We start from the raw sequence: 22,495 nt of genomic DNA on the forward strand, positions 1-22,495 counted from the left end.
GTCGATTTCGTTCACCCTGCGTCGTCGTGACGGGCGCGCTCGGACGTCCGACGGCGCCCCGACCCGTTCGGCGTCAGGGCGAGGCGGTAGGGTGACGTGGTGATCGTGCGGCACTTGAATCTCACCGACTACCGCAACTACGCGGTGGTCGACGTGGCGCTCGAACCCGGACCCAATCTGTTCGTGGGTCGCAACGGCCAGGGCAAGACCAACCTCGTCGAGGCGATCGGATACCTCAGTAGCCTCGGGTCTCATCGGGTCTCCTCCGAGCAGGCGCTTATCCGACACGGTGCCGACGCGGCGATCATCAGGGCGCGCATCGTGCACGACGGTCGTGAGCTGCTCGCCGAGGTGCAACTCAACCGGGGTTCGGCCAACCGCGCCCAGGTGAACCGGTCCCAGATCAAGCCGCGCGAACTGCCGCGGTACGTGTCCACCGTGCTGTTCGCCCCGGAGGACCTCCTGATCGTCCGCGGCGACCCGTCGGCGCGTCGGCGGTTCATCGACCAGCTCCTCGTGCAGCGGATCCCCCGGCTGGCCGGCGTGATGGCCGACTACGACCGCTCCCTGAAGCAGCGGAACTCGCTCCTCAAATCGGCGAGGGCGCGTGGGCTGAAGTCCGGGCCCCTGGCGACGCTCGACCTCTGGGACGACCGACTCGTGCAGTACGGCACGGAGATCATCGCTGAACGTCTGCAGCTCCTGGCCATGCTCGGTGGGCCACTGCGTGCCGCGTACGAGGCCGTGGCCGGCGACAATCACCGACCGGTCCTCCTGCCCGTCCTCAGTATCGCCGGCACCGATGCCGAGGACGAGTCGGCAGCCGCCGATCCCACGGAGGGCGTGGAGCCGGGCGCCCCTGTCGATCTGGCGCGCATCGCGGAACGGTTCCGTGCGGCGCTCGCGCAGCGCCGGTCGGCCGAGCTCGAGCGGGGCCTGACGCTCGTCGGACCGCACCGAGACGACGTGTTCTTCGGTCTCAACGGGCTGCCGGTCAAGGGCTACGCGAGCCACGGCGAATCGTGGTCGTTCGCGCTCGCCGCCAAACTCGCCTCAGCCGAGCTCCTCCGTGCCGACTCGTCCCTCGGCGATCCGGTGCTCATCCTCGACGACGTCTTCGCCGAGCTCGATTCGCGTCGCCGGGAACGCCTCGCGGCCGCGGTCGCGGAGTACGACCAGGTCATCATCACCGCGGCCGTGTTCGACGACGTCCCCGAACGGTTCACCGCGCACGTCGTGCGCATCGAGGCCGGACGGATCGTGGACGGTCCGGACGAGGCGGCCTCCGTCGTGAGCCCCACGGAGTCGACGCATGACTGAGCCGCGGCGACTCGGACGGGACGCCGACCCGGCGGGGGAACTCTCCGCCACGGTGTACCTCCGGTTCAAGGAGATCTTCGGCGGCGAACGGGTCTCCCGTGATCGCAAGCGCCGCGAACGCTCGGCCGAGGGGCCGCAGGACTCGGTGCCGTACGGTGTCGGTCGCGACCCGAAGGGCCTCGGGACGGTCATCGATTCACTGACCGCCGGACTCGGGTGGAACTCGCCGCTCGCCCAGCACGAGGTCCTCGGGAACTGGGCGGAGTTGTGCGGCGAGGACACCGCCAGATACTCCGAACCGGTGTCGATCGCGGACGGCGTCCTGATCGTCCAATGCCAGTCCACGGCCTGGGCGACGCAACTGCGGCACATGCGCCATGAGATCCTCGTCCGCATCGCCGAACGCTATCCCGATGCCGGTGTCGACACGATCCGTTTCCAGGGCCCCGGAGCACCCTCCTGGAAAAGAGGCCCCAGGTCGATCCCAGGGCGTGGTCCACGCGATACTTACGGCTAGGGAGGCAAATACGGCCTCCGGGCATGGAAAAGTGCCTCAAACGGGCGTTTTCTCGCGGCTTCACGGGGTCTGTTTGGTAGGATGGAACCGTCGAATCTCGACGGTTTGGAGCCCTCTTTTCCTATGACATCAGAACCCAACACGCACGCCCAAGACTCTGATTACGGCGCAAGTGCCATCCAGGTTCTCGAAGGTCTCGAAGCCGTCCGGAAGCGGCCCGGTATGTACATCGGGTCCACCGGTCCACGTGGTCTGCACCACCTGGTCTACGAGATCGTCGACAACTCCGTGGACGAGGCCCTCGCCGGCTACTGCGACACGATCCTCGTGACCATCCTGGAGGACGGCGGCGTCCGCGTCATCGACAACGGTCGAGGCATCCCGGTCGACATCCACCCGGTGGAGAAGAAGTCGACCGTCGAGGTCGTCCTGACCATCCTGCACGCCGGCGGCAAGTTCGGCGGCGGCGGGTACGCGGTCTCCGGTGGGCTCCACGGCGTCGGTTCGTCCGTCGTCAACGCACTGTCCACGCGCCTCTCCGTCGAGGTCCGTCGTCAGGGTTCGGTTTGGCGCCAGAGCTTCCAGCACGGTGTCCCCGACGCCCCGCTCCACGAGGACGAGCCGTCCTCCGAGACGGGCACCACGATCACCTTCTGGCCGAGCGCCGAGACGTTCGAGACGACGGAGTTCGACTACGAGACGCTCCGGACCCGCTTCCAGCAGATGGCCTTCCTCAACAAGGGCCTCCGCATCGAGCTCGCCGACGAGCGTCCGTTGCGCGACGCCATCGAGGCCGACGACGTCGACGACAACTCGGCGGCGCACTCGCAGCGCAAGGACGTCTTCTTCTACGAGCGCGGTCTCGAGGACTACGTCGAGTACCTGAACAAGGCCAAGCGTGCCGAGCTCGTCCACGACGAGATCATCTCCTTCGAGTCGGAGAACACCGAGCGCAAGATCGCGCTCGAGGTCGCGATGCAGTGGACGACGGCGTACAACGAGAGCGTCCACACCTACGCGAACACGATCAACACGCACGAGGGTGGCACCCACGAAGAAGGGTTCCGCGCGGCGCTCACCACGCTCGTGAACCGCTACGCACGTGAGAAGGGCATCCTCAAGGAGAAGGACGACAACCTCTCCGGCGACGACGTCCGCGAGGGCCTCACCGCCGTCATCTCCGTGAAGCTCTCCGAGCCGCAGTTCGAGGGCCAGACGAAGACCAAGCTCGGCAACACCGAGGCGAAGGCGTTCGTGCAGAAGGTCGTCAGCGAGCAGCTCAACGACTGGTTCGACCGCAACCCGAACCAGGCCAAGGAGATCATCCGGAAGGCGCTGCAGGCCGCGACCGCTCGTCTCGCCGCCCGCAAGGCCCGCGAGACGGCCCGTCGCAAGGGCCTCCTCGAGGGTGGCGGCATGCCCGGCAAGCTCAAGGACTGCCAGTCGAAGGACCCGTCGCTGTCCGAGATCTTCATCGTCGAGGGTGACTCCGCAGGCGGCTCCGCCGTGCAGGGGCGCAACCCGGAGACCCAGGCGATCCTCCCGCTCCGTGGCAAGATCCTCAACGTCGAGAAGGCACGCCTCGACCGCGCGCTCGCGAACAACGAGGTCCAGGCCATGATCACGGCCTTCGGTGCCGGCATCGGTGAGGACTTCAACCCCGACAAGGTGCGGTACCACAAGATCGTGCTCATGGCCGATGCCGATGTCGACGGCCAGCACATCACGACGCTGCTGCTGACCCTCCTGTTCCGCTACATGCGCCCGCTCGTCGACCTCGGATACGTGTACCTCGCGCAGCCGCCGCTCTACCGCCTGAAGTGGTCGAACGCCGACCACCAGTACGTGTACAGCGACCGCGAACGCGACGCCCTCCTCACCGACGGTGTCGCCTCGGGCAAGCGCATCCCGAAGGAGAACGGGATCCAGCGCTACAAGGGTCTCGGCGAGATGAACTACAAGGAGCTGTGGGAGACCACGATGGACCCGCAGACGCGGACGCTCCTCCAGGTCACCCTCGACGACGCCGCGGCCGCCGATGAGATCTTCTCCACACTCATGGGCGAGGACGTGGAGTCCCGCCGGACCTTCATCCAGAAGAACGCGAAAGACGTCCGCTTCCTCGACATCTAGCCGGCCCGGTCACTGAGCTTGTCGAAGTGCGACAGCCTCGAGGACCGTCCGGCCCCGACATAGCCCCTCGACAAGCTCGGGGAGCGAAGATCGTTCAGCTCCGCAATCGAAAGAGTCAGTAGACACATGGCAGACGAAACCAACGACGAGATCACGGTCCCGGACGAGGACCACGGCGTGCACGGACGGATCGACCAGGTCGACCTGCAGCTCGAGATGCAGCGCAGCTACCTCGACTACGCGATGAGCGTCATCGTCGGCCGCGCCCTGCCCGACGTCCGCGACGGTCTGAAGCCCGTCCACCGCCGCGTGATCTACGCGATGTACGACGGCGGCTACCGCCCCGACCGCTCGTTCTCCAAGTGCGCGCGCGTCGTCGGCGACGTCATGGGTCAGTTCCACCCGCACGGCGACACGGCCATCTACGACGCGCTCGTCCGCCTCGTCCAGCCGTGGAGCCTTCGGTACCCGTTGGCGCTCGGCCAGGGCAACTTCGGCTCACCGGGCAACGACGGCGCGGCCGCCCCTCGGTACACCGAGACGAAGATGGCCCCACTCGCCATGGAGATGGTGCGCGACATCGACGAGGAGACCGTCGACTTCCAGCCCAACTACGACGGCGAGTCCCAGGAGCCGGTCGTCCTGCCGGCGCGCTTCCCGAACCTCCTCGTCAACGGTTCCGTCGGCATCGCGGTCGGCATGGCCACGAACATCCCGCCGCACAACCTCCGCGAGGTCGCCGACGGTGCGCTGTGGCACCTGGCGAACCCCGAGGCCAGCCGGGAAGAGCTCCTCGAGGCGCTCATGCAGCGCATCAAGGGGCCGGACTTCCCGACCGGCGCGCAGATCCTCGGTATCAAGGGCATCCAGGACGCCTACCGCACGGGTCGCGGTTCCATCACCATGCGGGCCGTCGTGAACGTCGAGGAGATTCAGGGCCGGACCTGCCTCGTCGTCACCGAGCTCCCGTACCAGGTGAACCCCGACAACCTCGCGCTGAAGATCGCCGACCTCGTCAAGGAGGGCCGTCTCGGCGGCGTCGCCGACATCCGCGACGAGACCTCCGGTCGCACCGGCCAGCGGCTCGTCATCGTGCTGAAGCGCGATGCGGTCGCGAAGGTCGTCCTCAACAACCTCTACAAGCACACGCAGCTGCAGGACAACTTCGGCGCGAACATGCTCGCGATCGTCGACGGCATCCCGCGCACGCTGCCGCTCGACGGGTTCATCACCAACTGGGTGACGCACCAGGTCGAGGTCATCGTCCGCCGCACCGTGTTCCGACTCCGCAAGAAGGAGGAGCGCGCACACATCCTCCGCGGCTACCTGAAGGCGCTCGACGCCCTGGACGAGGTCATCGCGCTCATCCGCCGTTCGCCGTCCGCCGACGAGGCGCGCACGGGCCTCATGGACCTCCTCGAGATCGACGAGCTCCAGGCCAGCGCGATCCTCGACATGCAGCTGCGTCGTCTCGCCGCCCTCGAGCGTCAGAAGATCATCGACGAGGCCGCCGAGATCGAAGCGCAGATCGCCGACCTCAAGGACATCCTCGCGAAGCCGGTCCGCCAGCGTGAGATCGTCAGCGAGGAACTGACCGCGATCGTCGACAAGTACGGCGACGACCGCCGCACCGAGATCATGTTCGGCTTCGACGGCGACATGAACATGGAAGACCTGATCCCCGAAGAGGAGATGGTCATCACCGTCACCCGCGGCGGGTACATCAAGCGCACGCGGAGCGACAACTACCGTCAGCAGCACCGCGGTGGCAAGGGTGTCAAGGGTGCCCAGCTGCGCGCGGACGACGTGGTCGACCACTTCTTCGTGACGACGACGCACCACTGGCTCCTCTTCTTCACCACGAAGGGCCGCGTGTACCGCGCGAAGGCCTACGAGTTGCAGGAGGCCGGCCGCGACGCCAAGGGCCAGCACGTCGCCAACCTGCTCGCCATGCAGCCGGATGAGGAGATCGCCGAGATCCTCGACATCCGCGACTACGAGGCCGCGACGTACCTGGTCCTCGCGACACACGACGGCCTCGTCAAGAAGACGGCGCTCTCGGAGTACGACACGAACCGCTCGGGCGGCATCATCGCGATCAACCTGCGCGAGGGTGACGAGCTCACCTCCGCACTGCTCGTGGAGAACGACAGCGACGTCCTGCTGGTGTCCCGCAAGGGTATGTCGATCCGCTTCACGGCGAGCGACGAGACCCTGCGGCCGATGGGACGAGCGACGAGCGGCGTGATCGGCATGCACTTCCGCGACGACGACAAGCTGCTCTCGGCGTCGGTGCTGCCGTCAGTCGAGGGTGAGGAACGCGAGGCGTTCGTCTTCGTCGTGACCGAGGGCGGCTACGCGAAGCGCACCAACATCGACCAGTACCGCGGCCAGAACCGCGGCGGTCTGGGCATCAAGGTGGCCAAGCTGAACGACGATCGAGGCACGCTCGCGGGCGCGTTGATCGTCGATGAGAGCGACGAGGTCCTTGTGGTTCTTGCCAGTGGCAAGGTGGTAAGGTCTGCCGTGGCCGAAGTTCCAGCGAAGGGGCGCGACACGATGGGCGTCGTCTTCGCACGTTTCGCGGAGAGCGACCGAATCATCGCGCTGGCCAAGAACAGTGACCGAAACCTTGAGACCCAGGATGTTCCGGAGACGGTTGCAGACGCAGCCGCCACGGAGGGTGCAGAACCCGAGGCATCCGTGCCGGACGAGACTCCGGCGATGAAGGAAGAAGTAGATGAGCAGTAGCGTCGCAGAGAAGTTGGCCAAGAAGTCGACCAAACGCACCAGCACCAAGCAGGTGCGCCTGAAGCTGGTGTACATCGACTTCTGGTCGGCGGTGAAGCTGTCGTTCCTGGCGGCGATCGCGGTCGCCGTGGTCATCGTGGTGTTCTTCTTCCTCGTCTACACGGTGCTGAACACCACCGGTGTCTTCACGAAGGTCGGTGGCCTGTTCACCGACATCGCCGGCCCGGGGAACAACATCCTGCAGTACGTCAACCTGCCGCAGGTCATGGCCTTCGCCGGCATCGTGGCGCTGCTCAACCTCATCGTCATCACGCTGATGGGAGCCCTTCTCGCGGGGCTCTACAACCTCAGTGTGAAGATCACGGGTGGCCTCCTCGTCGGGTTCACCAACAACTGACGCTCCGTCGGGACGGCGCCGCCCAGTGCGGCGCCGCTCGATTATGAGTTGCGGCGGGAATCGGGTAGTCTCAACAAGGTTCAAAACGGGGCTATAGCTCAGGCGGTTAGAGCGCTTCGCTGATAACGAAGAGGTCCCAGGTTCAAGTCCTGGTAGCCCCACCCTGCACGACCAGTAACACACCGATTGGATCGGATCCCCGGATCTGCTCCATCCGGGGCCTTAGCTCAGTTGGTAGAGCGCCTGCTTTGCAAGCAGGATGTCGGGAGTTCGATTCTCCCAGGCTCCACAGTCCAGAAACGCCCTCGGCAGACGCCGGGGGCGTTCTCCGTTGTCGCGGGGACCGGCGGTTAGGCTGGCGGCATGGATATCCGCGTCGCTGCATATGCCGTCATCGTCGACGAACGGGGCATGCTCCTCTCCCACTGGAACGAGAGCGGACACAGCGGATGGACGCTCCCGGGCGGCGGGATCGACCCCGGTGAGGACCCGGCCGACGCTGCGGTCCGCGAGGTGTTCGAGGAGACCGGCTACCACGCCGAGCTCGACGACCTGATCGGCGTCGACTCGCAGGTCGTGCCGGCGGAGCGTCGCCTCAGCACGACGGCCACCGGGCCGCTCCACACGCTGCGCATCGTCTACCGGGCGCACCTCACCGGCGGCACGCTGACCTACGAGGCCGACGGCAGCACCGACTACGCCGCGTGGTACCCGCTCGAGGAGGTCGGCTCACTCGACCGCGTCAGCCTCGTCGACGTCGGACGACGCTTCGCCGGCCTCATCTGAGCACAGCCGTCACAACACGAAGCCCCTCCCCGGTCGGAACCGGCGAGGGGCTGCGTCGTGCGAAGCGAGATCAGGAAGCGGCAGGCTCCTCGTCGGAGACCCACAGCTCGTCGTCTGCGCGGAACGTCTGCCAGACGGCGTAGGCGACACCGGCAGCGGCGAGGACGCCGAGGCCGATCGCGATGACGGTACCGGCGCTCGCGCCCTTCTTGGCGGGCAGCACCTGCTCGGGGACGTGGAGGCGACGGAGGGCCGCCTGCACGCGGGTGTCCTTGGCGATGTCGCCGATGCTCAGCACCGTACCGACGACGCCACCGACAGCGGGGACGACGCCATCCGAGATGCCCTTGCGCACGCCGTCGACGGCGTTGCGGGAGACCTTGATCCCCCGGTCGACCGTCGGGACGACGCGGTGCTCGTAGGTGTCGCGCACGACGGGGACCACCTGCTCCTTCGAGAAGTTCCCGAGCTGACGGCTCACCTCACGAGCGACTTCGTTGGCGTGGTTCAGAACATCCTGCTGGGAGTCCCAGAGGTCGGCAGCGGAACCCTTGAGCTTCTTGAGCTCTTTCCGGCGCTTGCGTGACAGGCTCATGTGGTCATCTCCAATGATCGCGGCAACAACGTAACCTCCATCTTGCCACTTAGACCCCTGGATACCATCCGAGAGTCCCGAACCCTTGTGCAAGAATTGGGAGTATGTCAAAGCACACCGCAGTCGCCACGTTGCACACCAACCACGGTGAGATCAAGGTCAACCTCTTCGGGGACCACGCTCCCAAGACGGTCAAGAACTTCACCGACCTGGCGACCGGCGGGCGCGAGTGGACGGACTCGAAGACGGGCCAGACCCGGAACGACGCGCTGTACAGCGACCTCATCTTCCACCGCATCATCCCGGCCTTCATGATCCAGGGCGGCGACCCGCTCGGAACCGGCACCGGTGGCCCGGGCTACAACTTCGACGACGAGATCCACCCGGAGCTCAACTTCGACGAGCCCTACATCCTCGCCATGGCGAACGCCGGCAAGCGCCGCAACGCCATCACGGGCGCCGTCGAGGGCACGAACGGTTCGCAGTTCTTCATCACCACCGTTCCCACGCAGTGGCTCCAGGGCAAGCACACCATCTTCGGTGAGGTCGCCGACGCCGAGTCCCGCGCGGTCGTCGACGCCATCCAGGCCGTGCCGACCGGTGCCGGCGACAAGCCGATCGAGCCCGTCGTCCTCGAGAGCGTCACCATCTCCGAGGCCTAGGCCCCGCTCGGAGGACAGACCGTGACCCTGCCCCGGGATCCGTCGGCCAACTTCTGCTATCGCCACCCCGACCGACAGAGCTTCGTGCTCTGCCAGCGTTGCGGTCGGACGATCTGTGGAGAATGCCAGACGCCCGGGGCAGTCGGTTTCATCTGTCCGGAGGACATGAAGGCGCAACGACAGAGCGCCCCTCGCAACCGCCTCGGCGCGAGGATCAGCAACTCCTCCCCCATCGTCACGTACGCGATCATCGCCGTGACGGCGTTCGTGTTCCTGTTGCAGTGGATCCCCGGGCTCGGCGTCACGAACGCGCTCCTCTACGCCGGCGTGTACTCCGATCCGTCGTACGGCGCCTTCCAGCCCTGGCGGATGCTGACCGCCGTGTTCGTGCACTCGCAGGGGTTCATCTTCCACATCCTGCTGAACATGTACACGCTCTGGATCTTCGGCCGGATCCTCGAGACGATGCTCGGGCACTGGCGGTTCCTCGCCCTCTACCTGGTCGCCGGGTTCGCCGGTTCGGTCGGTGTCCTGTTCCTCGCCGACCCGAGGACGGCCGTCGTCGGCGCCTCGGGCGCGATCTTCGGTCTCCTCGGGGCGTTCCTCGTCATCCAGCGACGCATGGGTGCCGACACCCGCGGGCTGCTGGTGCTCCTGGGCATCAACCTCGTCATCGGTTTCATCCCCGGCGTGAACATCGCCTGGCAGGCCCACCTGGGCGGGCTCGTCGGAGGCGCCCTCGTCGGCCTCATCCTCGTCAACACCCGCAAGCGCACGCAGCAGCCGCTCCAGGCGGTCCTGATCGGCGCCTTGAGCGTCGTCCTCGTGGGTGCCAGCCTGCTGCCCGCCCTCCTCTGAGCGGGACCGCACTTCGACAGGCTCAGTGACCGGGTTTGGCTCAGTGACCGGGTTTGGCTCGGTGACCGGGCTCGAATCCGTGACCGGGTACTGCCCGGTGACCCGCGTCGACCAGTGGTGCGCCCGGCGGCGCGCCACAACCGTGCAGCAGACGTTGAAGGTTTCTCGAGTTATCCACAGAGTTATGAACACTGGGGATAATTACACCGGTGTGGTTCCCCGTGTTTCCGGGACTCCCTGCGGTTCTCCACACCGGCATGTGGATAACTCGGAAGTTCTCCACATTCCTGTGGAGAACTCGATACGCCGGATCCCGAGTACAACGAAACAGCGGGCCGTCCGAGAGGACGACCCGCTGTGCACGACGTGAAGTGAGAGAGGCTAGCGCCACCTGGTGGTCATGAGGAAGCCGATGAAGGCGATCCCGAAGCCGACGAGGATGTTCCATGGGCCGAGCGACTGGATCGGGAGCAGCGTGCCGCTCAGGTAGTAGACGACGATCCAGGCGAGGCCGAGGAGCATGAAGCCGAACATGACCGGCTTGAACCAGACCGCGTTCGGTGCGGGTTCGCCGCTCGTCTGCTCGGGTTCGCGGGACGGTTTGCTTCGTGACTTCGTGCGTGCCATGCCGACATTCTACCTGTTCACCCCAATCGGTGCCTTGGGGATCAGCCGATCCCGAGTTCTTCTCGGTAGAATCCATGCGTGACCGACGACCTACCTTCGCGAGCGAGCGCACGCGCCGCTGAGCGCAGAGCGCCGTCGAAGCACCGGATCAGCGTCTTCGGGGTGGCCGGGGAGCTGCTCATCACCGCGGGCATGGTGGTCCTGCTGTTCCTCGCCTGGCAGCTCTGGTGGAACGACATGATCATGGCCGGCAGCCAGGCGAACGCCGCGTCGAACCAGTCGCAGGAGTGGATCAAGAACGCCGAGAGCGCTCCGGCGCCCGAACCGACCGTCGATGCGACCGGCGCGCCGAACTACGGTGAGCCGCCCGTGACCGCCCGGCCCGCGCCGGGCGACCCGTTCGCTGTGCTCTACGTGCCGCGGTACGGTGCCGACTACCGCCGCGTGGTCGCCGAGGGTGTCGACACCGCGACCGTCCTCAACAGCTTCGACCTCGGCGTCGGTCACTACCCGAGCACCCAGATGCCCGGAGAGGTCGGCAACTTCGTCGTCGCCGGTCACCGCAAGGCTTACGGCGGCGCGATGACCCTGATCAGTGACCTGCAGATCGGCGACAAGGTCTACGTCCAGACGGCCGACGGCTATTACACCTACGTGTTCCGGAACATCACCTACGTGTTGCCCACCCAGGTGGACGTCCTCAATCCCGTCCCACAGGTCGACGGCGTCGCACCCACGCAGCGCATCCTCACCCTGACCACCTGCAACCCGCTCTATTCGACAGCGGAACGCAGTATCGCTTACGCGGTGTACGAGTCCTGGCAGCCGCTGTCCGCCGGGCCGCCCGCCGAGATCGCCGCGTCCGTCGCGGCCGCTGGAGGCTGACGATGTACGGCGCACTCTGGAGGGTCCTGCCCGGACCCGTCTGGCTGAGGATCATCATCCTCGTCGTCCTGTTCGTGGCGGTCGTGGCCGCACTCTTCACCTGGGTGTTCCCCTACGTGGACTCGTTCATCGTCGATCAGAATGTGACCGTCGGCGACGAATGACCCGAGTCCTGGTCATCGACAACTACGACAGCTTCGTCTACACGCTGAACGGGTACGTCGAACAACTGGGCGCAGAGACCCTTGTGGTGCAGAACGACGGCATCGCGCTCGACGACCTCGAGCGGCGGATCCTCGAGTTCGACGGCGTGCTCGTCTCGCCCGGACCCGGCCGGCCCGCTGACGCCGGGATCTCGCTGGCCACCGTGCGCGCCGCGTGCCGCACCGGGACACCGCTCCTCGGGGTGTGCCTCGGCCACCAGGCGATCGCCGAGGCGTTCGGAGCGACCGTGCACACCGCCGACGAGCTGATGCACGGGCAGAGCTCGCTCGTGGAACACGACGGTAGTGCCCTCTACCGCGGGATCCCGCAGCAGTTCAACGCCACCCGGTACCACTCGCTGGCCGTCGTCGACGGCAGCGTTCCCGAGGAGCTCGTCGTGACGAGCCGGACGACCGGCGGCGTCATCATGGGCCTCCGCCATCGTGACGCCCCGATCCACGGTGTGCAGTTCCATCCGGAGTCGGTGCTCTCCGAGGGCGGCTACCAGCTCCTGGCGAACTGGCTCGAGACGGCCGGGCTCACCGGTGCGCATCAGCGGGCACGAGGGCTCAGTCCGCTCATGACCCGGTAGGCCCTTCGACAGGCTCAGGGACCGGAGAGCTGGCTCAGGGACCGGAGAGCCTGCTCAGGGAGCGGTGAGCGTGCGCAGGGACCGCTCTTCGACAGGCTCAGGAACCAGCGGGGCCTATGGACCGGTGCAGTAGGTGAGTGTGATGACCGACTTCTGCGGGATGTCGCCCGGTGCGGGTGACATGGCCGTCACCGGGTCGCCGGCGACGGCCTTGCACGTCGCGTCGGCCTGCGGCTGCACGGTGAACTGCCTCGTCGAATCCTGCAGGTAGTTCGTCGCGTCGAGGAGTGGCTGCCCGACGACGTCCGTCAGCGTGACGTTCCCGCTGGAGACGACGAGGTTCACCGTGGACCCCTGGTCGACGGAGGTACCCGCTCCGGGATCCATCCGCAGCACGACACCTGCCGGCACGGTCGGCGAGTTCTCGCGGGTCACGGAGCCTTGGGTGAGGCCGGCAGCGGTGACCGCGGCCCACGCGGCCTCGGAGGATTGGTTGGTGACGTCGGGTACCTCGACCTGAGCGCGACCGGTCGACACGTAGACCTTGATCTGCGTGTTCTTCGTGACCGTGGTGCCGCCTGGCGGGTCGGTGCGGATGACGTGCCCGGCATCGTAGTCGCTGCTCGCTTCGTCGAACTTGGTGGGGACGAGCTCGAGCTGCTCGATCGTGCTGTTCGCGCTCTCCCACGTGGCGTCGACGAGATCCGGCACCTCTCGGGAGTCCGTGGAGATGCTTGTCGCGGGCGGGAGCTGCACCACCCAGAACACGAGTGAGAACAGGATGACGGCGATACCGGCGATGGCAGCCCAGATCCACACGACCGGTGGCCGGCGCTGAGTACGCGTCACGGTGTCGTCAGAGGTGAGCTGACGGATCGCCTGCTCGGTGCTGGACGCCGCCGTCGGAGATGGGCCGAACAGCGAGTCGTGGTCGTCGCGTCGGACCGGGACATGGCCGGCTCCGGCTTCGTCGAGGTCCTCGCGGAACTCGACGGCGCTCTGGTACCGCTCGAAGCGATCCTTCGCGAGGGCTCGGAGGACGACCTGGTCGAGTGCCGGCGACACCTTCGGGTTGATCGAGCTCGGTTTCACCGGGCGCTCGCTCACGTGCTGGTACGCGACCGCGACGGCGGTGTCGCCGCGGAAGGGCGCCTTGCCCGTCAGCATCTCGAAGAGGACCACGCCGGTGGAGTAGAGGTCGGTCCGGGCGTCGACCGTCTCGCCCTTGGCCTGCTCGGGCGAGAAGTACGCGGCCGTGCCGAGGATGGCGGTCGTCTGGGCGACCGTCGTGGACGAATCGGAGACGGCGCGCGCGATGCCGAAGTCGGTTACCTTGACGTCGCCGGCCGTGGTGATCATGACGTTGCCCGGCTTGATGTCGCGGTGCACGACGCCGGCTCGGTGGGAGTATTCCAGCGCGGTGAGGATGCTGTGCGCGATGCGCACCGCCTCCTCGGACTCGACGGGGCCCTCGGCGATGAGGTCCTTCAGCATGCGCCCTTCGACGTACTCCATGACGATGAAGGGCTCGATGAGGTCGTGACCGGAGCCGTCCTTCACCCGCTCCTCGCCGGCGTCGTAGACGCGGACGATCGTGGGGTGCGCCATCCGTGAGGCGGCCTGCGCCTCCTGACGGAAACGGGAGCGGAATGCGGGGTCGGTGGCGAGCGTGGACTTCAGGACCTTGATGGCGACGGTGCGACCGAGCTTGGTGTCGACGCCGCGGAAGACGTTGGACATGCCCCCGCGACCGATGAGGTCGCCGACGACGTATCGGCCTGCGAGCAGGCGTTGATCGTCAGCCACGTACCACCCCTGAATTCGCTTGGAGGACAAACACTAACAGCTTACCCGGGCACGCTTCGAGTGCTCTCAGGGATGCCCCTGAGAGCACTCGAAGCGGTACTAGGAAGTCGCCTTGACGACGGTGATGGGCGACGGTGCGGGGGAACCCGACGATGTGCCTGTACTGCACCGTACCGCGTACGTCGCCGACAGGGATCCGGGGGTGTCCACGGTGACCGTACCGAACGTGGTGTTGGCGTCGAACTCACCCGAGGTGTTGTTCTGGAACGTTCCGCCGGTGACCGTCACGGTGTAGCCCAGGAAGTCGGTTCCGCTCGGGCAGGCGTTCTGCACCGCGAGCCAGTCGACACGGATCGTCGTCGACGCGGCATCCTTCGGGATCTCGAGCTGACCGGCGTCGTTGAGGACGGACTGGTCGAACTTCGGCGCCTCCGTGGGCGGGTCGATGACCGCGATCTCCCCGTACACGGTGAGGGTGATAGCCGACCCGGTCTTCACGTTACCCGTCGGGTTGACGTCGTACACCGTGTTGACCTGCTCCGGCGAGGTCGCGGCATTGCCGACGTTCTTCGACACGCTGAAGTTGTACGGCGGCGCGCTGAAGATCGTGTTGAGTTCGTCGAAGGACCTGCCCTGGAGGTCGCTCAGGTTGATCGGGAACACCGTGGGTGTGGGCGTCGGTGTGGGCGTCGGGGTCTTCGTCGGCTTCGGCGCCGCGGACGTCGTCGGCGGGGGCGTGGTGCCCCCGGCATCGTTGCCCTGGTTGGCGAACACGGCGATCAGCGAACCGACCAGCACGATGACGAGCAACGCGACCAGACCGATGAGCGGCCAGGTCCACTTGCTGCGCTTCTTCTTCTCGCCCTCGCCCTCGACGTCGTCCTCGAGCTGGTCCGCCTCGGCGGCGGACAGCAACTGCGTGGTCGCGTCGTCGGCTGCGGGCATCCGGCGGGTCTGGTCCATGACGGTGGTCGCGGCGTCGCCAGCACCACCGAGGATCATCGGGACGGCTGCGGCCGCGGCGTTGAGGTCGCCTCGACGGAGCGCCTGAGCGGCGCGCGCGACGTGGGCGGAGGATGCCGGACGGTCGACCGGGTTCTTCGCGATCATCGACATGACGAACCGGCGGACCGGCTCGGCGATCGTGACGGGGAGCTCCGGCGGCTGCTCGTTGATCTGCGCCATCGCGATGGCGACCTGCGACTCTCCCGTGAACGGACGGCGTCCGGCGAGACATTCGTACGCGACGATGCCGAGCGAGTAGATGTCCGTCGACGGCGAGGCGGGGTGTCCGCTCGCCTGCTCGGGCGAGAGGTACTGCACGGTGCCCATGACCTGACCGGTGGCCGTGAGCGGCACCTGGTCGGCGATTCGGGCGATGCCGAAGTCGGTGATCTTGACGCGGCCGTCCGGCGTGATGAGCAGGTTGCCCGGCTTGATGTCGCGGTGGACGAGGCCTGCAGCGTGCGCGGCCTGGAGCGCGGACGAGGTCTGCGCGACGATGTCGAGCACCTTGTCGGTGGGCAGGACACGCTCGCGCTCGAGCACGGTGGACAGGGCCTCACCGGGCACGAGTTCCATGACGAGGAACGCGCTGCCGTCCTCCTCGCCGTAGTCGAAGACGTTGGCGATGCCCTCGTGGTTCACGAGTGCGGCGTGCCGTGCCTCGGCACGGAACCGCTCGAGGAACCCGGGGTCCCCCATGTACTCGTCCTTGAGGATCTTGATGGCGATGGTCCGGCCGATGACCAGGTCAGTGGCCTGCCACACCTCGCCCATGCCACCGATCGCAATGCGAGATTGCAGTTCGTAGCGACCTCCGAAGGTCAGCCCGGCTGTCGGTCTCATTTGTTCAGCACCGCCTCTAGTACTTTCTTCGCGATCGGAGCGGCCACGAGGTTGCCGTAACCGTCCTGTCCGAGTCCACCGCCATCTTCAACAACGACCGCCACGGCGACCTTCGGGTCGTCCGCAGGCGCGAAACCGGTGAACCACAGCGTGTACGGATCGTCGGATCCGTTCTGTGCCGTGCCTGTCTTTCCAGCCACATCGACCCCATCTATTCTTGCATTAGTCGCAGCACCGCTCTGGACGCCCTGGACCATGATGTCCGTGATCTCCTTGGCCACCGAGCTCGAGATCGGCTGCGACAGCTGCGCCGGTTCGAACTCCTTGAGGACGCTCAGATCAGGGTTCACGACGCGGTTCACCAGCTGCGGGTTGCAGACGATGCCGCCGTTCGCGATGCCGGCCGAGACCATGGCCATCTGGAGTGCCGAGGCCCGCACGGTGTACTGCCCGAAGGCGGCCATGGCGGTCTGGTCGTCGCTCAGCGCGTTCGGGAAGGTGCTCGGCTGCATCGGCATGGGGTTGAGTCCCGTTCCGGTGATGTTGACGTCCATGTTGAAGCCGAAGCTCTGCGCCATGTCGCGGATCTTCTCGTAGCCGAGTTCGACGCCGAGCTCCGCGAGCGGGATGTTGCAGCTGAGCTCGACGGCCGTCGCGATGGACACCGTCGCCCCGCCGCCGCAGCTTCCGCCCTCGGAGTTGCGGATGACGGTGCTCGTCCCGGGCAGCGTGTAGGTGGAGGGGTTCGGGAACTCCGACTCCGGCGTGTAGTCGCCCGAGGCGAACGCGGCGGCCGCGGTGACGAGCTTGAACGTGGAACCGGGCGGATCGAGGTCGCCGTCGACGCCCTTGTTGAGGAGCGGCTGGCGGTCGTCGTCGTCGAGGGTCCGATAGGCGTCGAGCACGGCCGCGTTGTCGTGGCTGGCCAGGACGTTCGGGTCGTAGCCGGGGCTCGACACCGAGGCGAGGATCTTGCCCGTCTTCGGCTCGATGGCGACGATCGCGCCCTCCTGGTCGCCGAGTGCGTCGAAGGCGGCCTGCTGAACGACGGGGTCCAAGGTGACCTCGACCGCGGCACCCTTCGGGGCCTGACCGGAGATGAGCCGGTTGATGGAGTCGAGGAACTGGGAGTTCGACGTGCCGCTGAGGAGGTCGTTCGTCGCGAGTTCGAGACCGGACGAGCCCTGGGTGGGCGAGAAGTAGCCGGTGACGGGCGCGTACAGCGGGCCGTTGGCATAGACGCGCTGGTACTTGTACTCGTCGTCGCTCGCGACCGACGAAGCGATGGCGGTGCCGTCCGTGAGCAGGATGGGCCCCCGCTCCGTCCGGTAGCTGTCGTAGAGCGTCCGGGTGTTGCGACCGTCGGCGTTGAGGGTGTCGGCCTGGAACATCTGGATGATGGTGGTCGACCCGAAGAGCGCCAGGAACATCGCCAGGACGACGATGCTCACCCGCTTGAGTTCGCGATTCATGAGACCACCGCCTTGGGTTGGGTTCGGACCGTGTCGGAGATGCGGAGCAGGACGGCGATGATGATCCAGTTCGCGACGAGCGACGACCCGCCGGCCGCCAGGAAGGGTGTGGTGAGCCCCGTGAGCGGGATGATGCGGGTCACGCCGCCGACGACAACGAAGACCTGCAACGCGACGGTGAACGCCAGGCCGATCGAGAGGAGCTTGCCGAAGTCGTCGGTGCCGGCGTAGCCGACTCGGAAGCCCCGCGAGACGAGCAGCAGGTAGAGCGCGAAGATCGCGAAGAGACCGGCGAGACCGAGCTCCTCACCGAGGCTGGCGATGATGTAGTCGCTCTGGGGGACGGGGGTGATCTCGGGCATGCCCTGGCCCAGCCCGGTGCCGAGCAGTCCGCCGTGCGCGAGGCCGAAGATGCCCTGCACGAGCTGGTAGCTGCCGCCGTCGCGGTCGAAGACCTCGGGGTTGAAGGCGTCCCACCAGTTGTGGAACCGACCGGCGACGTAGGAGAGGGTCTGGCCGGCGATGAACGCACCGGCGAAGAACATCGTCAGCCCGATGATGATCCAGCTGGCACGGCTCGTCGCGACGTACAGCATGACGAGGAACATGCCGAAGTAGAGCAGACCGGTTCCGAGGTCGCGCTGGAAGACGATCACGCCCATCGCCATCGCCCACACCACGAGGATCGGGCCGAGGTCGCGCAGACGGGGGAACTGGATCCCGAGGAACTTCTTGCCGACCATCGAGAGGCTGTCTCGCGTGCGCACGAGATAGCCGGCGAAGAACACCGCGAGAGCGATCTTCGCGATCTCGCCGGGCTGGAAGGTGACCGCGTCGCCGATGCCGATCCAGACGCGGGCTCCGTTGACCTCGCGACCGATGCCCGGCAGCAGGGGCAGCAGGAGGAGGACGAAGGCGAAGAGGCCGGCGATGTACGTGTACTTGAAGAGCACGCGGTGGTTGCGGATGATCAGGACCACGGCGATGGCCCCGGCGATCGCGATCGCACTCCACACCATCTGTCGGACCGCGGCGCTCGCCCAACCGGAGTCGCCGAGGGCGATGTCGATCCGGTAGATCTCAGCGATGCCGACGCCGCCGAGCACGGTGGCGATCGGCAACAGGAAGGGGTCGGCCTCCGCCGCGGTGTAGCGCAGCACGATGTGGAAGGCGAGGACCAGGAGTGACAGGCCCGAGCCGAAGGTGATCAGGGCGAAATCGAGGTGTCCGAGGGCGCCGAGCTGCACGAGCATGACCGCGACGGCGTTGATGGCGAACGCGAAGATGAGCAGCGCGAGCTCGAGGTTGCGGAGCTTCTTCGGCAGCCGGAGTCGGCGCATCGTCTTGATGACGCCGGTGTCGGCTTGGATGGGGGCTGCGACGTCACTGGTCATCGGTCACCCGCAATCGCTTCACGATGTCGAGGGCCTCGGTGAACGAGGACGCGCTGATGGTCTGGTCGACGGCCTGGCGGTCGAAGTCGGAGAGCGAGCCGAGCGGGATGCCGGTGTCCTCCTTGACGTTCGAGAGCTTGATGGGGCCGACGTCCTGCTGGATGCCCTGGTAGATGACCACGGTGTCCGTGTCGCCTCCCACGAAGTAGCGGGTCTGGGTCCACGCGTACCCGAGCACGACACCGCCGACGATCGCGACGATGACCACGATGAGGCCGACGAGCCAGGTGATGCGCCGACGTCTCGCGCGACGCTCGTCCTCCTCGATGAGCTCGTCGAGGTAGTCCTCGGAGGCGGGCTCGAAGTGCGAGTTGCCGAGCGAGGTGACCCGCCCCGGGTGCAGCCAGCTGTTGGGGATGAGTGACGGCTTCTTCACCGACGGGGTGAGCGCGAAGGCCACCGGCTTCGAGGCCGAACCGACGACGACGGGCTCACCGTCACTCACCGGCTCGTCGACGATGTCGACGACCACGACGGTGACGTTGTCCGGTGCACCGCGGTCGAGGCTCTGCCGGACGAGCTTCTCGGCAGTGCGCTGCGCCGACAGCTGCTCGGTGAGGGTCGCGGTGATGTGCGTCTCGTCGACCACGCCCGACAGACCGTCCGAGCAGAGGATCCAGCGGTCACCCGGCTGCGTCCCGAGCGTCATCGTGTCGATCTCGGGGGAGGCGTCGACGTCGCCGAGGACGCGCATCAGCACCGATCGGCGGGGATGGACCATCGCTTCCTCGGCCGTGATCCGGCCGGAGTCCACGAGGCGCTGGACGAAGGTGTGGTCGACCGTGATCTGACTGAGCTCGCCCTCACGGAAGAGGTAGATGCGGGAGTCGCCGATGTGGGCGATGGCGACCTCGTTGCCGATGACCGCGAGCGCGGAGACCGTGGTGCCCATGCCCGTCAGCTCGCGGTGCTTCGAGACCGTGTCGCCCAGGATGGAGTTCGCCGCGAGGATCGCGGACTGGAGCGTCGCCTCAGCGGCTTCGGAGGACGGATACGGTTCGTCGGCCTCGATGATGCGGTTGAGTGCCATCGCCGAGGCGACGTCACCGCCGGCGTGGCCACCCATGCCGTCGGCGACGACGAACAGGTGATGCCCGGAGTATCCGGAATCCTGGTTGTTTGAGCGCACTTTACCCACGTGGGAGAGCGCTGCGCCGGCGCCGCTGGTCGTCACCGGGTTACCGCCGCAACTCGAAACTGGTCTGGCCGACCTTGACGGGGGTGTCGAGTGGGATCTGCGTCGGGACGCTCACGCGCTTGCCTGCGAGGAAGGTGCCGTTGGTGGAATCCAGGTCCTGGACCATCCACTCGTCGTTCCAGAGCATGAGGCGTGCGTGATGCGTGGACGTGTAGTCGTCGCGGATGATGAGGCCGGAGTCCGCTGAACGACCGATGGTGATCGGCTCGCGGCCGAGCGGGAGCTCGGTGCCCTGCTTGGGGCCGGACACGATGACGAGGCGCGAGGTGTTGTCAACCGTGGCGCGCGGAGGCGTGCCGCTCGATCCACCGGCAGCGGGCCGACTGGGGGCCGGGGCGGTCGCGGCGCGCATCGGCTGCGGTGGGGTGGCCGGAGCTCCGTTCGACGACTGCTGCTGCGGCTTCCGGACGCGCGGTCCGAAGAGGTCGGTGCGGAGGGCGTAGACGATGCCGAAGACGAACGTCCAGAGCAGGAGCAGGAAGCCGATGCGGAGGACCAGCAGGGTCAGTTCGCTCACGCGCCGTCCCCCCACGAGTCGCCGAACGACGACACATCGTGACGTCGGGTCGCGTCGCTCATCTGGCGATCGGATCCGCCGGCCTTGGCGACCACCCGGAACACGATCCTGGTGCGGCCGATCTCGATGACGGAGTCGGGGGAGAGGGCCGCCTGGCGGAAGGGCTGGCCGTTGAGCTTCGAGCCATTCGTCGAGCCGAGGTCGCGCGCCTGACCGGCGTTGCCGTCCCAGAGGATCTCGACGTGCTTCCGCGAGGTGCCGGTGTCGGGGATCGTGATGTCGGCCTCGGTACCGCGGCCGATGACCGTGCGGGCCTGCGTGATCGGGTAGCGCTTGCCGCCGATGTCGAGCACGGGTGCCCAGGTGACAGAGCCCTTGAGGTTGACACTGTCGATCTGGACGAGGCCGTCGGGGAGGGAGCGGTCGCCGGAGAGTTTGATGGTCACGGCACCCGGAAAGGAGTACCCCTGGCTCTTGGCGTGCTTCTGGACGAGCGAACCGAGTTCGTCGATGAGGGAGGGGCCGATGGCGTCCATGCGCTCGAAGTCGGTGAGCGACATGCGGACGGTGAACTTGTTCGGCACGAGGATGCGGTCGCGGGAGACGACGGCGGCCTTGGTGTCGAGCTCGCGTCGGAGCGCGCTCGTGATCTCGACCGGCTGGAGTCCGGACTTGAAGGTCTTCGCGAAGGCGCCGTTGACGGCGCGCTCGAGTCCCTTCTCGAAGTTGTCCAGAATGCCCACGGTCTCTCGATTCGTGTCGGTGTCCAGGCAATGTTAGACGGTTTGCCTGCACACGAGGCCAATCGACGCGGGCGCCGACGCCAGGTGTTCACCCGCTCGGCAGCAGGAGATCAGCATCGACACCGGACCGTCGGGGCCGTTTCGTCCTGCTCTGGCGCGGATCTCCGGTGTTCTGCCACCCGGGCTCCGCGTGCTATCCTCGATAAGTTGCCGCGAGAGCGGTGACGTCTGGTGTCTCGCGCGAGTGGCGGAATTGGCAGACGCGCTGGCTTCAGGTGCCAGTGCTCGAAAGGGCGTGCGGGTTCAAGTCCCGCCTCGCGCACCAGTGGATGTGACACGAAGGCCCCCGAGGAATCGGGGGCCTTCGTCGTTCCCGGTGGCGGGCCGCGACCGCTACCGTGTCGACATGGAGACCCTCCGCAAGCCGGTGAGCATCGCGATCACGATGTTGCACGACGGTCGAGTGCTGCTGGAGTTGCTGGCGGACTACTCGTCGGCGTTCAGCAGCGCCGAGACGCACATCGACGATCGCGACCGCACGTCGGCGATCGTCCGCGAGTGGGTGAACGCTCCGCTCGCGGTGCCGGATCGCCGCAGTTCACACCGTCCGTCGAGCTACCACGACGGCTACACCCTCGTCATCTCGGCCGAGTCGACCCGAGATCTTGCGGCGTTCAGCACCTTTGGCAACTCGCTGCGGGTCGACTTCGTCAGGGCGTTCGGCGCGGCGCCCGGCACGGCGGGGGATCCTGAACCACTCGCGCGCGCGCTCCCGCGTGATCTGGCGATCTGCTTCCGGCGCGCGCAGGAGAAGGCCGCCTGGCGGATCGCGCAGGGCGCCTATCTTCCGGTCCTCGTCGGGTACCTCGACGAACTGCGGGCGATGACGTCGATCGAGGAGCAGTACGCCTATGAGACGACGACCGCCGGTGTCGGAGGAATCCTCGACGATGAGCGCTACCTCCTCGTGGCGGACGATGAACGCGCGCGGCAGGTGTACCTCGAGCTCGTGGCGGAGCGGTCCTCGCTCTACAACTGGTACATGGATCTGGCCAAAGGTGGTCACGCCCGCCCACGGCGGTGACCGGTCAGTCCGTCACGTGCCCGGTTCGGCGACGTGAAGTGCTCCG

At 66.8% G+C, this 22,495-nt stretch carries 21 protein-coding genes and 3 tRNA genes; 15 read left to right on the forward strand and 9 right to left on the reverse strand.

Annotation, left to right across the window (positions count from 1 at the left end):
* Nucleotides 1-99: 99 nt before the first annotated feature.
* From recF to ITJ66_RS00865, 8 genes are all read left to right on the forward strand, one after another.
* A complete protein-coding gene (gene recF / locus ITJ66_RS00830; RefSeq protein WP_194642870.1) occupies nt 100-1,320 on the forward strand; it encodes a DNA replication/repair protein RecF in 1,221 nt (406 codons plus the stop codon).
* Nucleotides 1,313-1,837 carry a DUF721 domain-containing protein gene (locus tag ITJ66_RS00835; RefSeq protein ID WP_137242931.1) on the forward strand — a complete coding sequence of 175 codons (525 nt, stop codon included), beginning with the start codon at nt 1,313-1,315 and terminating at the stop codon, nt 1,835-1,837. The genes recF and ITJ66_RS00835 overlap by 8 nt, the downstream gene beginning before the upstream one ends.
* 123 nt (nt 1,838-1,960) lie before the next feature.
* A complete protein-coding gene (gene gyrB / locus ITJ66_RS00840; RefSeq protein ID WP_064294034.1) occupies nt 1,961-3,970 on the forward strand; it encodes a DNA topoisomerase (ATP-hydrolyzing) subunit B in 2,010 nt (669 codons plus the stop codon).
* 126 nt (nt 3,971-4,096) lie between these two features.
* Nucleotides 4,097-6,721 (forward strand): DNA gyrase subunit A, encoded by a 2,625-nt coding sequence (gene gyrA, locus ITJ66_RS00845; protein WP_079704324.1) that lies wholly within the window; start codon nt 4,097-4,099, stop codon nt 6,719-6,721.
* Nucleotides 6,711-7,118: a DUF3566 domain-containing protein gene (locus tag ITJ66_RS00850; protein WP_056010202.1), complete on the forward strand. Its 408-nt coding sequence runs from the start codon at nt 6,711-6,713 to the stop codon at nt 7,116-7,118. The genes gyrA and ITJ66_RS00850 overlap by 11 nt, the downstream gene beginning before the upstream one ends.
* A gap of 87 nt (nt 7,119-7,205) precedes the next feature.
* Nucleotides 7,206-7,279 (forward strand) — tRNA-Ile (locus ITJ66_RS00855).
* Nucleotides 7,280-7,334: 55 nt separating this feature from the next.
* Nucleotides 7,335-7,407, forward strand: a tRNA-Ala gene (locus ITJ66_RS00860).
* A 74-nt stretch (nt 7,408-7,481) separates the two neighbouring features.
* Entirely contained in the window at nt 7,482-7,904 is a 423-nt protein-coding gene (locus ITJ66_RS00865; protein WP_079704326.1) for an NUDIX hydrolase, read from the forward strand.
* A 70-nt stretch (nt 7,905-7,974) separates the two neighbouring features.
* Here the strand turns inward: ITJ66_RS00865 and ITJ66_RS00870 are convergent, their stop codons facing one another.
* Nucleotides 7,975-8,499, reverse strand: coding sequence for a hypothetical protein (locus tag ITJ66_RS00870; protein ID WP_079704327.1), 525 nt, complete (start codon nt 8,497-8,499; stop codon nt 7,975-7,977).
* 104 nt (nt 8,500-8,603) lie between these two features.
* On the opposite strand from ITJ66_RS00870, the gene ITJ66_RS00875 reads away from it, so the two are divergent.
* Both ITJ66_RS00875 and ITJ66_RS00880 read left to right on the forward strand, forming a co-directional pair.
* A complete protein-coding gene (locus ITJ66_RS00875) occupies nt 8,604-9,161 on the forward strand; it encodes a peptidylprolyl isomerase (protein ID WP_064294028.1) in 558 nt (185 codons plus the stop codon).
* Nucleotides 9,162-9,326: 165 nt separating this feature from the next.
* Nucleotides 9,327-10,019 carry a rhomboid family intramembrane serine protease gene (locus tag ITJ66_RS00880; RefSeq protein ID WP_228501411.1) on the forward strand — a complete coding sequence of 231 codons (693 nt, stop codon included), beginning with the start codon at nt 9,327-9,329 and terminating at the stop codon, nt 10,017-10,019.
* A gap of 381 nt (nt 10,020-10,400) precedes the next feature.
* On the opposite strand, the gene ITJ66_RS00885 is transcribed toward ITJ66_RS00880, so the two are convergent.
* On the reverse strand, nt 10,401-10,646 hold the full coding sequence (locus tag ITJ66_RS00885; protein WP_064294026.1) for a cell division protein CrgA: 246 nt from the start codon (nt 10,644-10,646) through the stop codon (nt 10,401-10,403).
* A 78-nt stretch (nt 10,647-10,724) separates the two neighbouring features.
* On the opposite strand from ITJ66_RS00885, the gene ITJ66_RS00890 reads away from it, so the two are divergent.
* The 3 genes from ITJ66_RS00890 to ITJ66_RS00900 are packed head-to-tail and all read left to right on the forward strand — an operon-like array spanning nt 10,725 to nt 12,327.
* Entirely contained in the window at nt 10,725-11,531 is an 807-nt protein-coding gene (locus ITJ66_RS00890) for a class E sortase (protein ID WP_191939953.1), read from the forward strand.
* Between the two features lie 2 nt (nt 11,532-11,533).
* Nucleotides 11,534-11,695, forward strand: a complete 162-nt coding sequence (locus ITJ66_RS00895; RefSeq protein WP_162852296.1) for a hypothetical protein — start codon at nt 11,534-11,536, stop codon at nt 11,693-11,695.
* Nucleotides 11,692-12,327, forward strand: a complete 636-nt coding sequence (locus tag ITJ66_RS00900; RefSeq protein WP_194642872.1) for an aminodeoxychorismate/anthranilate synthase component II — start codon at nt 11,692-11,694, stop codon at nt 12,325-12,327. The genes ITJ66_RS00895 and ITJ66_RS00900 overlap by 4 nt, the downstream gene beginning before the upstream one ends.
* 114 nt (nt 12,328-12,441) lie before the next feature.
* Here the strand turns inward: ITJ66_RS00900 and pknB are convergent, their stop codons facing one another.
* The 7 genes from pknB to ITJ66_RS00935 form a co-directional block, all read right to left on the reverse strand.
* Entirely contained in the window at nt 12,442-14,133 is a 1,692-nt protein-coding gene (gene pknB, locus ITJ66_RS00905; protein WP_194642874.1) for a Stk1 family PASTA domain-containing Ser/Thr kinase, read from the reverse strand.
* Between the two features lie 99 nt (nt 14,134-14,232).
* Entirely contained in the window at nt 14,233-15,981 is a 1,749-nt protein-coding gene (locus ITJ66_RS00910) for a protein kinase (RefSeq protein ID WP_192018855.1), read from the reverse strand.
* A complete protein-coding gene (locus tag ITJ66_RS00915; protein ID WP_071261991.1) occupies nt 15,978-17,453 on the reverse strand; it encodes a penicillin-binding protein 2 in 1,476 nt (491 codons plus the stop codon). The genes ITJ66_RS00910 and ITJ66_RS00915 overlap by 4 nt, the downstream gene beginning before the upstream one ends.
* Complete coding sequence (locus tag ITJ66_RS00920) at nt 17,450-18,847, reverse strand: FtsW/RodA/SpoVE family cell cycle protein (RefSeq protein WP_079704333.1); 1,398 nt, start codon at nt 18,845-18,847, stop codon at nt 17,450-17,452. Before ITJ66_RS00920 ends, ITJ66_RS00915 begins: the two co-directional genes overlap by 4 nt.
* Nucleotides 18,837-20,081: a Stp1/IreP family PP2C-type Ser/Thr phosphatase gene (locus ITJ66_RS00925; RefSeq protein ID WP_191939956.1), complete on the reverse strand. Its 1,245-nt coding sequence runs from the start codon at nt 20,079-20,081 to the stop codon at nt 18,837-18,839. The genes ITJ66_RS00920 and ITJ66_RS00925 overlap by 11 nt, the downstream gene beginning before the upstream one ends.
* Nucleotides 20,082-20,085: 4 nt before the next feature.
* Nucleotides 20,086-20,622, reverse strand: a complete 537-nt coding sequence (locus ITJ66_RS00930) for an FHA domain-containing protein (protein ID WP_064294019.1) — start codon at nt 20,620-20,622, stop codon at nt 20,086-20,088.
* A complete protein-coding gene (locus ITJ66_RS00935) occupies nt 20,619-21,365 on the reverse strand; it encodes a DUF3662 and FHA domain-containing protein (RefSeq protein ID WP_194642875.1) in 747 nt (248 codons plus the stop codon). Before ITJ66_RS00935 ends, ITJ66_RS00930 begins: the two co-directional genes overlap by 4 nt.
* A 238-nt stretch (nt 21,366-21,603) precedes the next feature.
* Between ITJ66_RS00935 and ITJ66_RS00940 the strand changes: the two genes are divergently transcribed.
* Nucleotides 21,604-21,690, forward strand: a tRNA-Leu gene (locus tag ITJ66_RS00940).
* An 81-nt stretch (nt 21,691-21,771) separates the two neighbouring features.
* The gene (locus tag ITJ66_RS00945) at nt 21,772-22,449 is read left to right on the forward strand and encodes a hypothetical protein (protein ID WP_194642877.1); all 678 of its coding nucleotides are present in this window, start codon (nt 21,772-21,774) and stop codon (nt 22,447-22,449) included.
* Nucleotides 22,450-22,495 lie beyond the last annotated feature (46 nt).

It is taken from the genome of Plantibacter sp. VKM Ac-2885 (assembly GCF_015351205.1).
In the GTDB taxonomy this organism is placed as follows: domain Bacteria; phylum Actinomycetota; class Actinomycetes; order Actinomycetales; family Microbacteriaceae; genus Plantibacter; species Plantibacter auratus.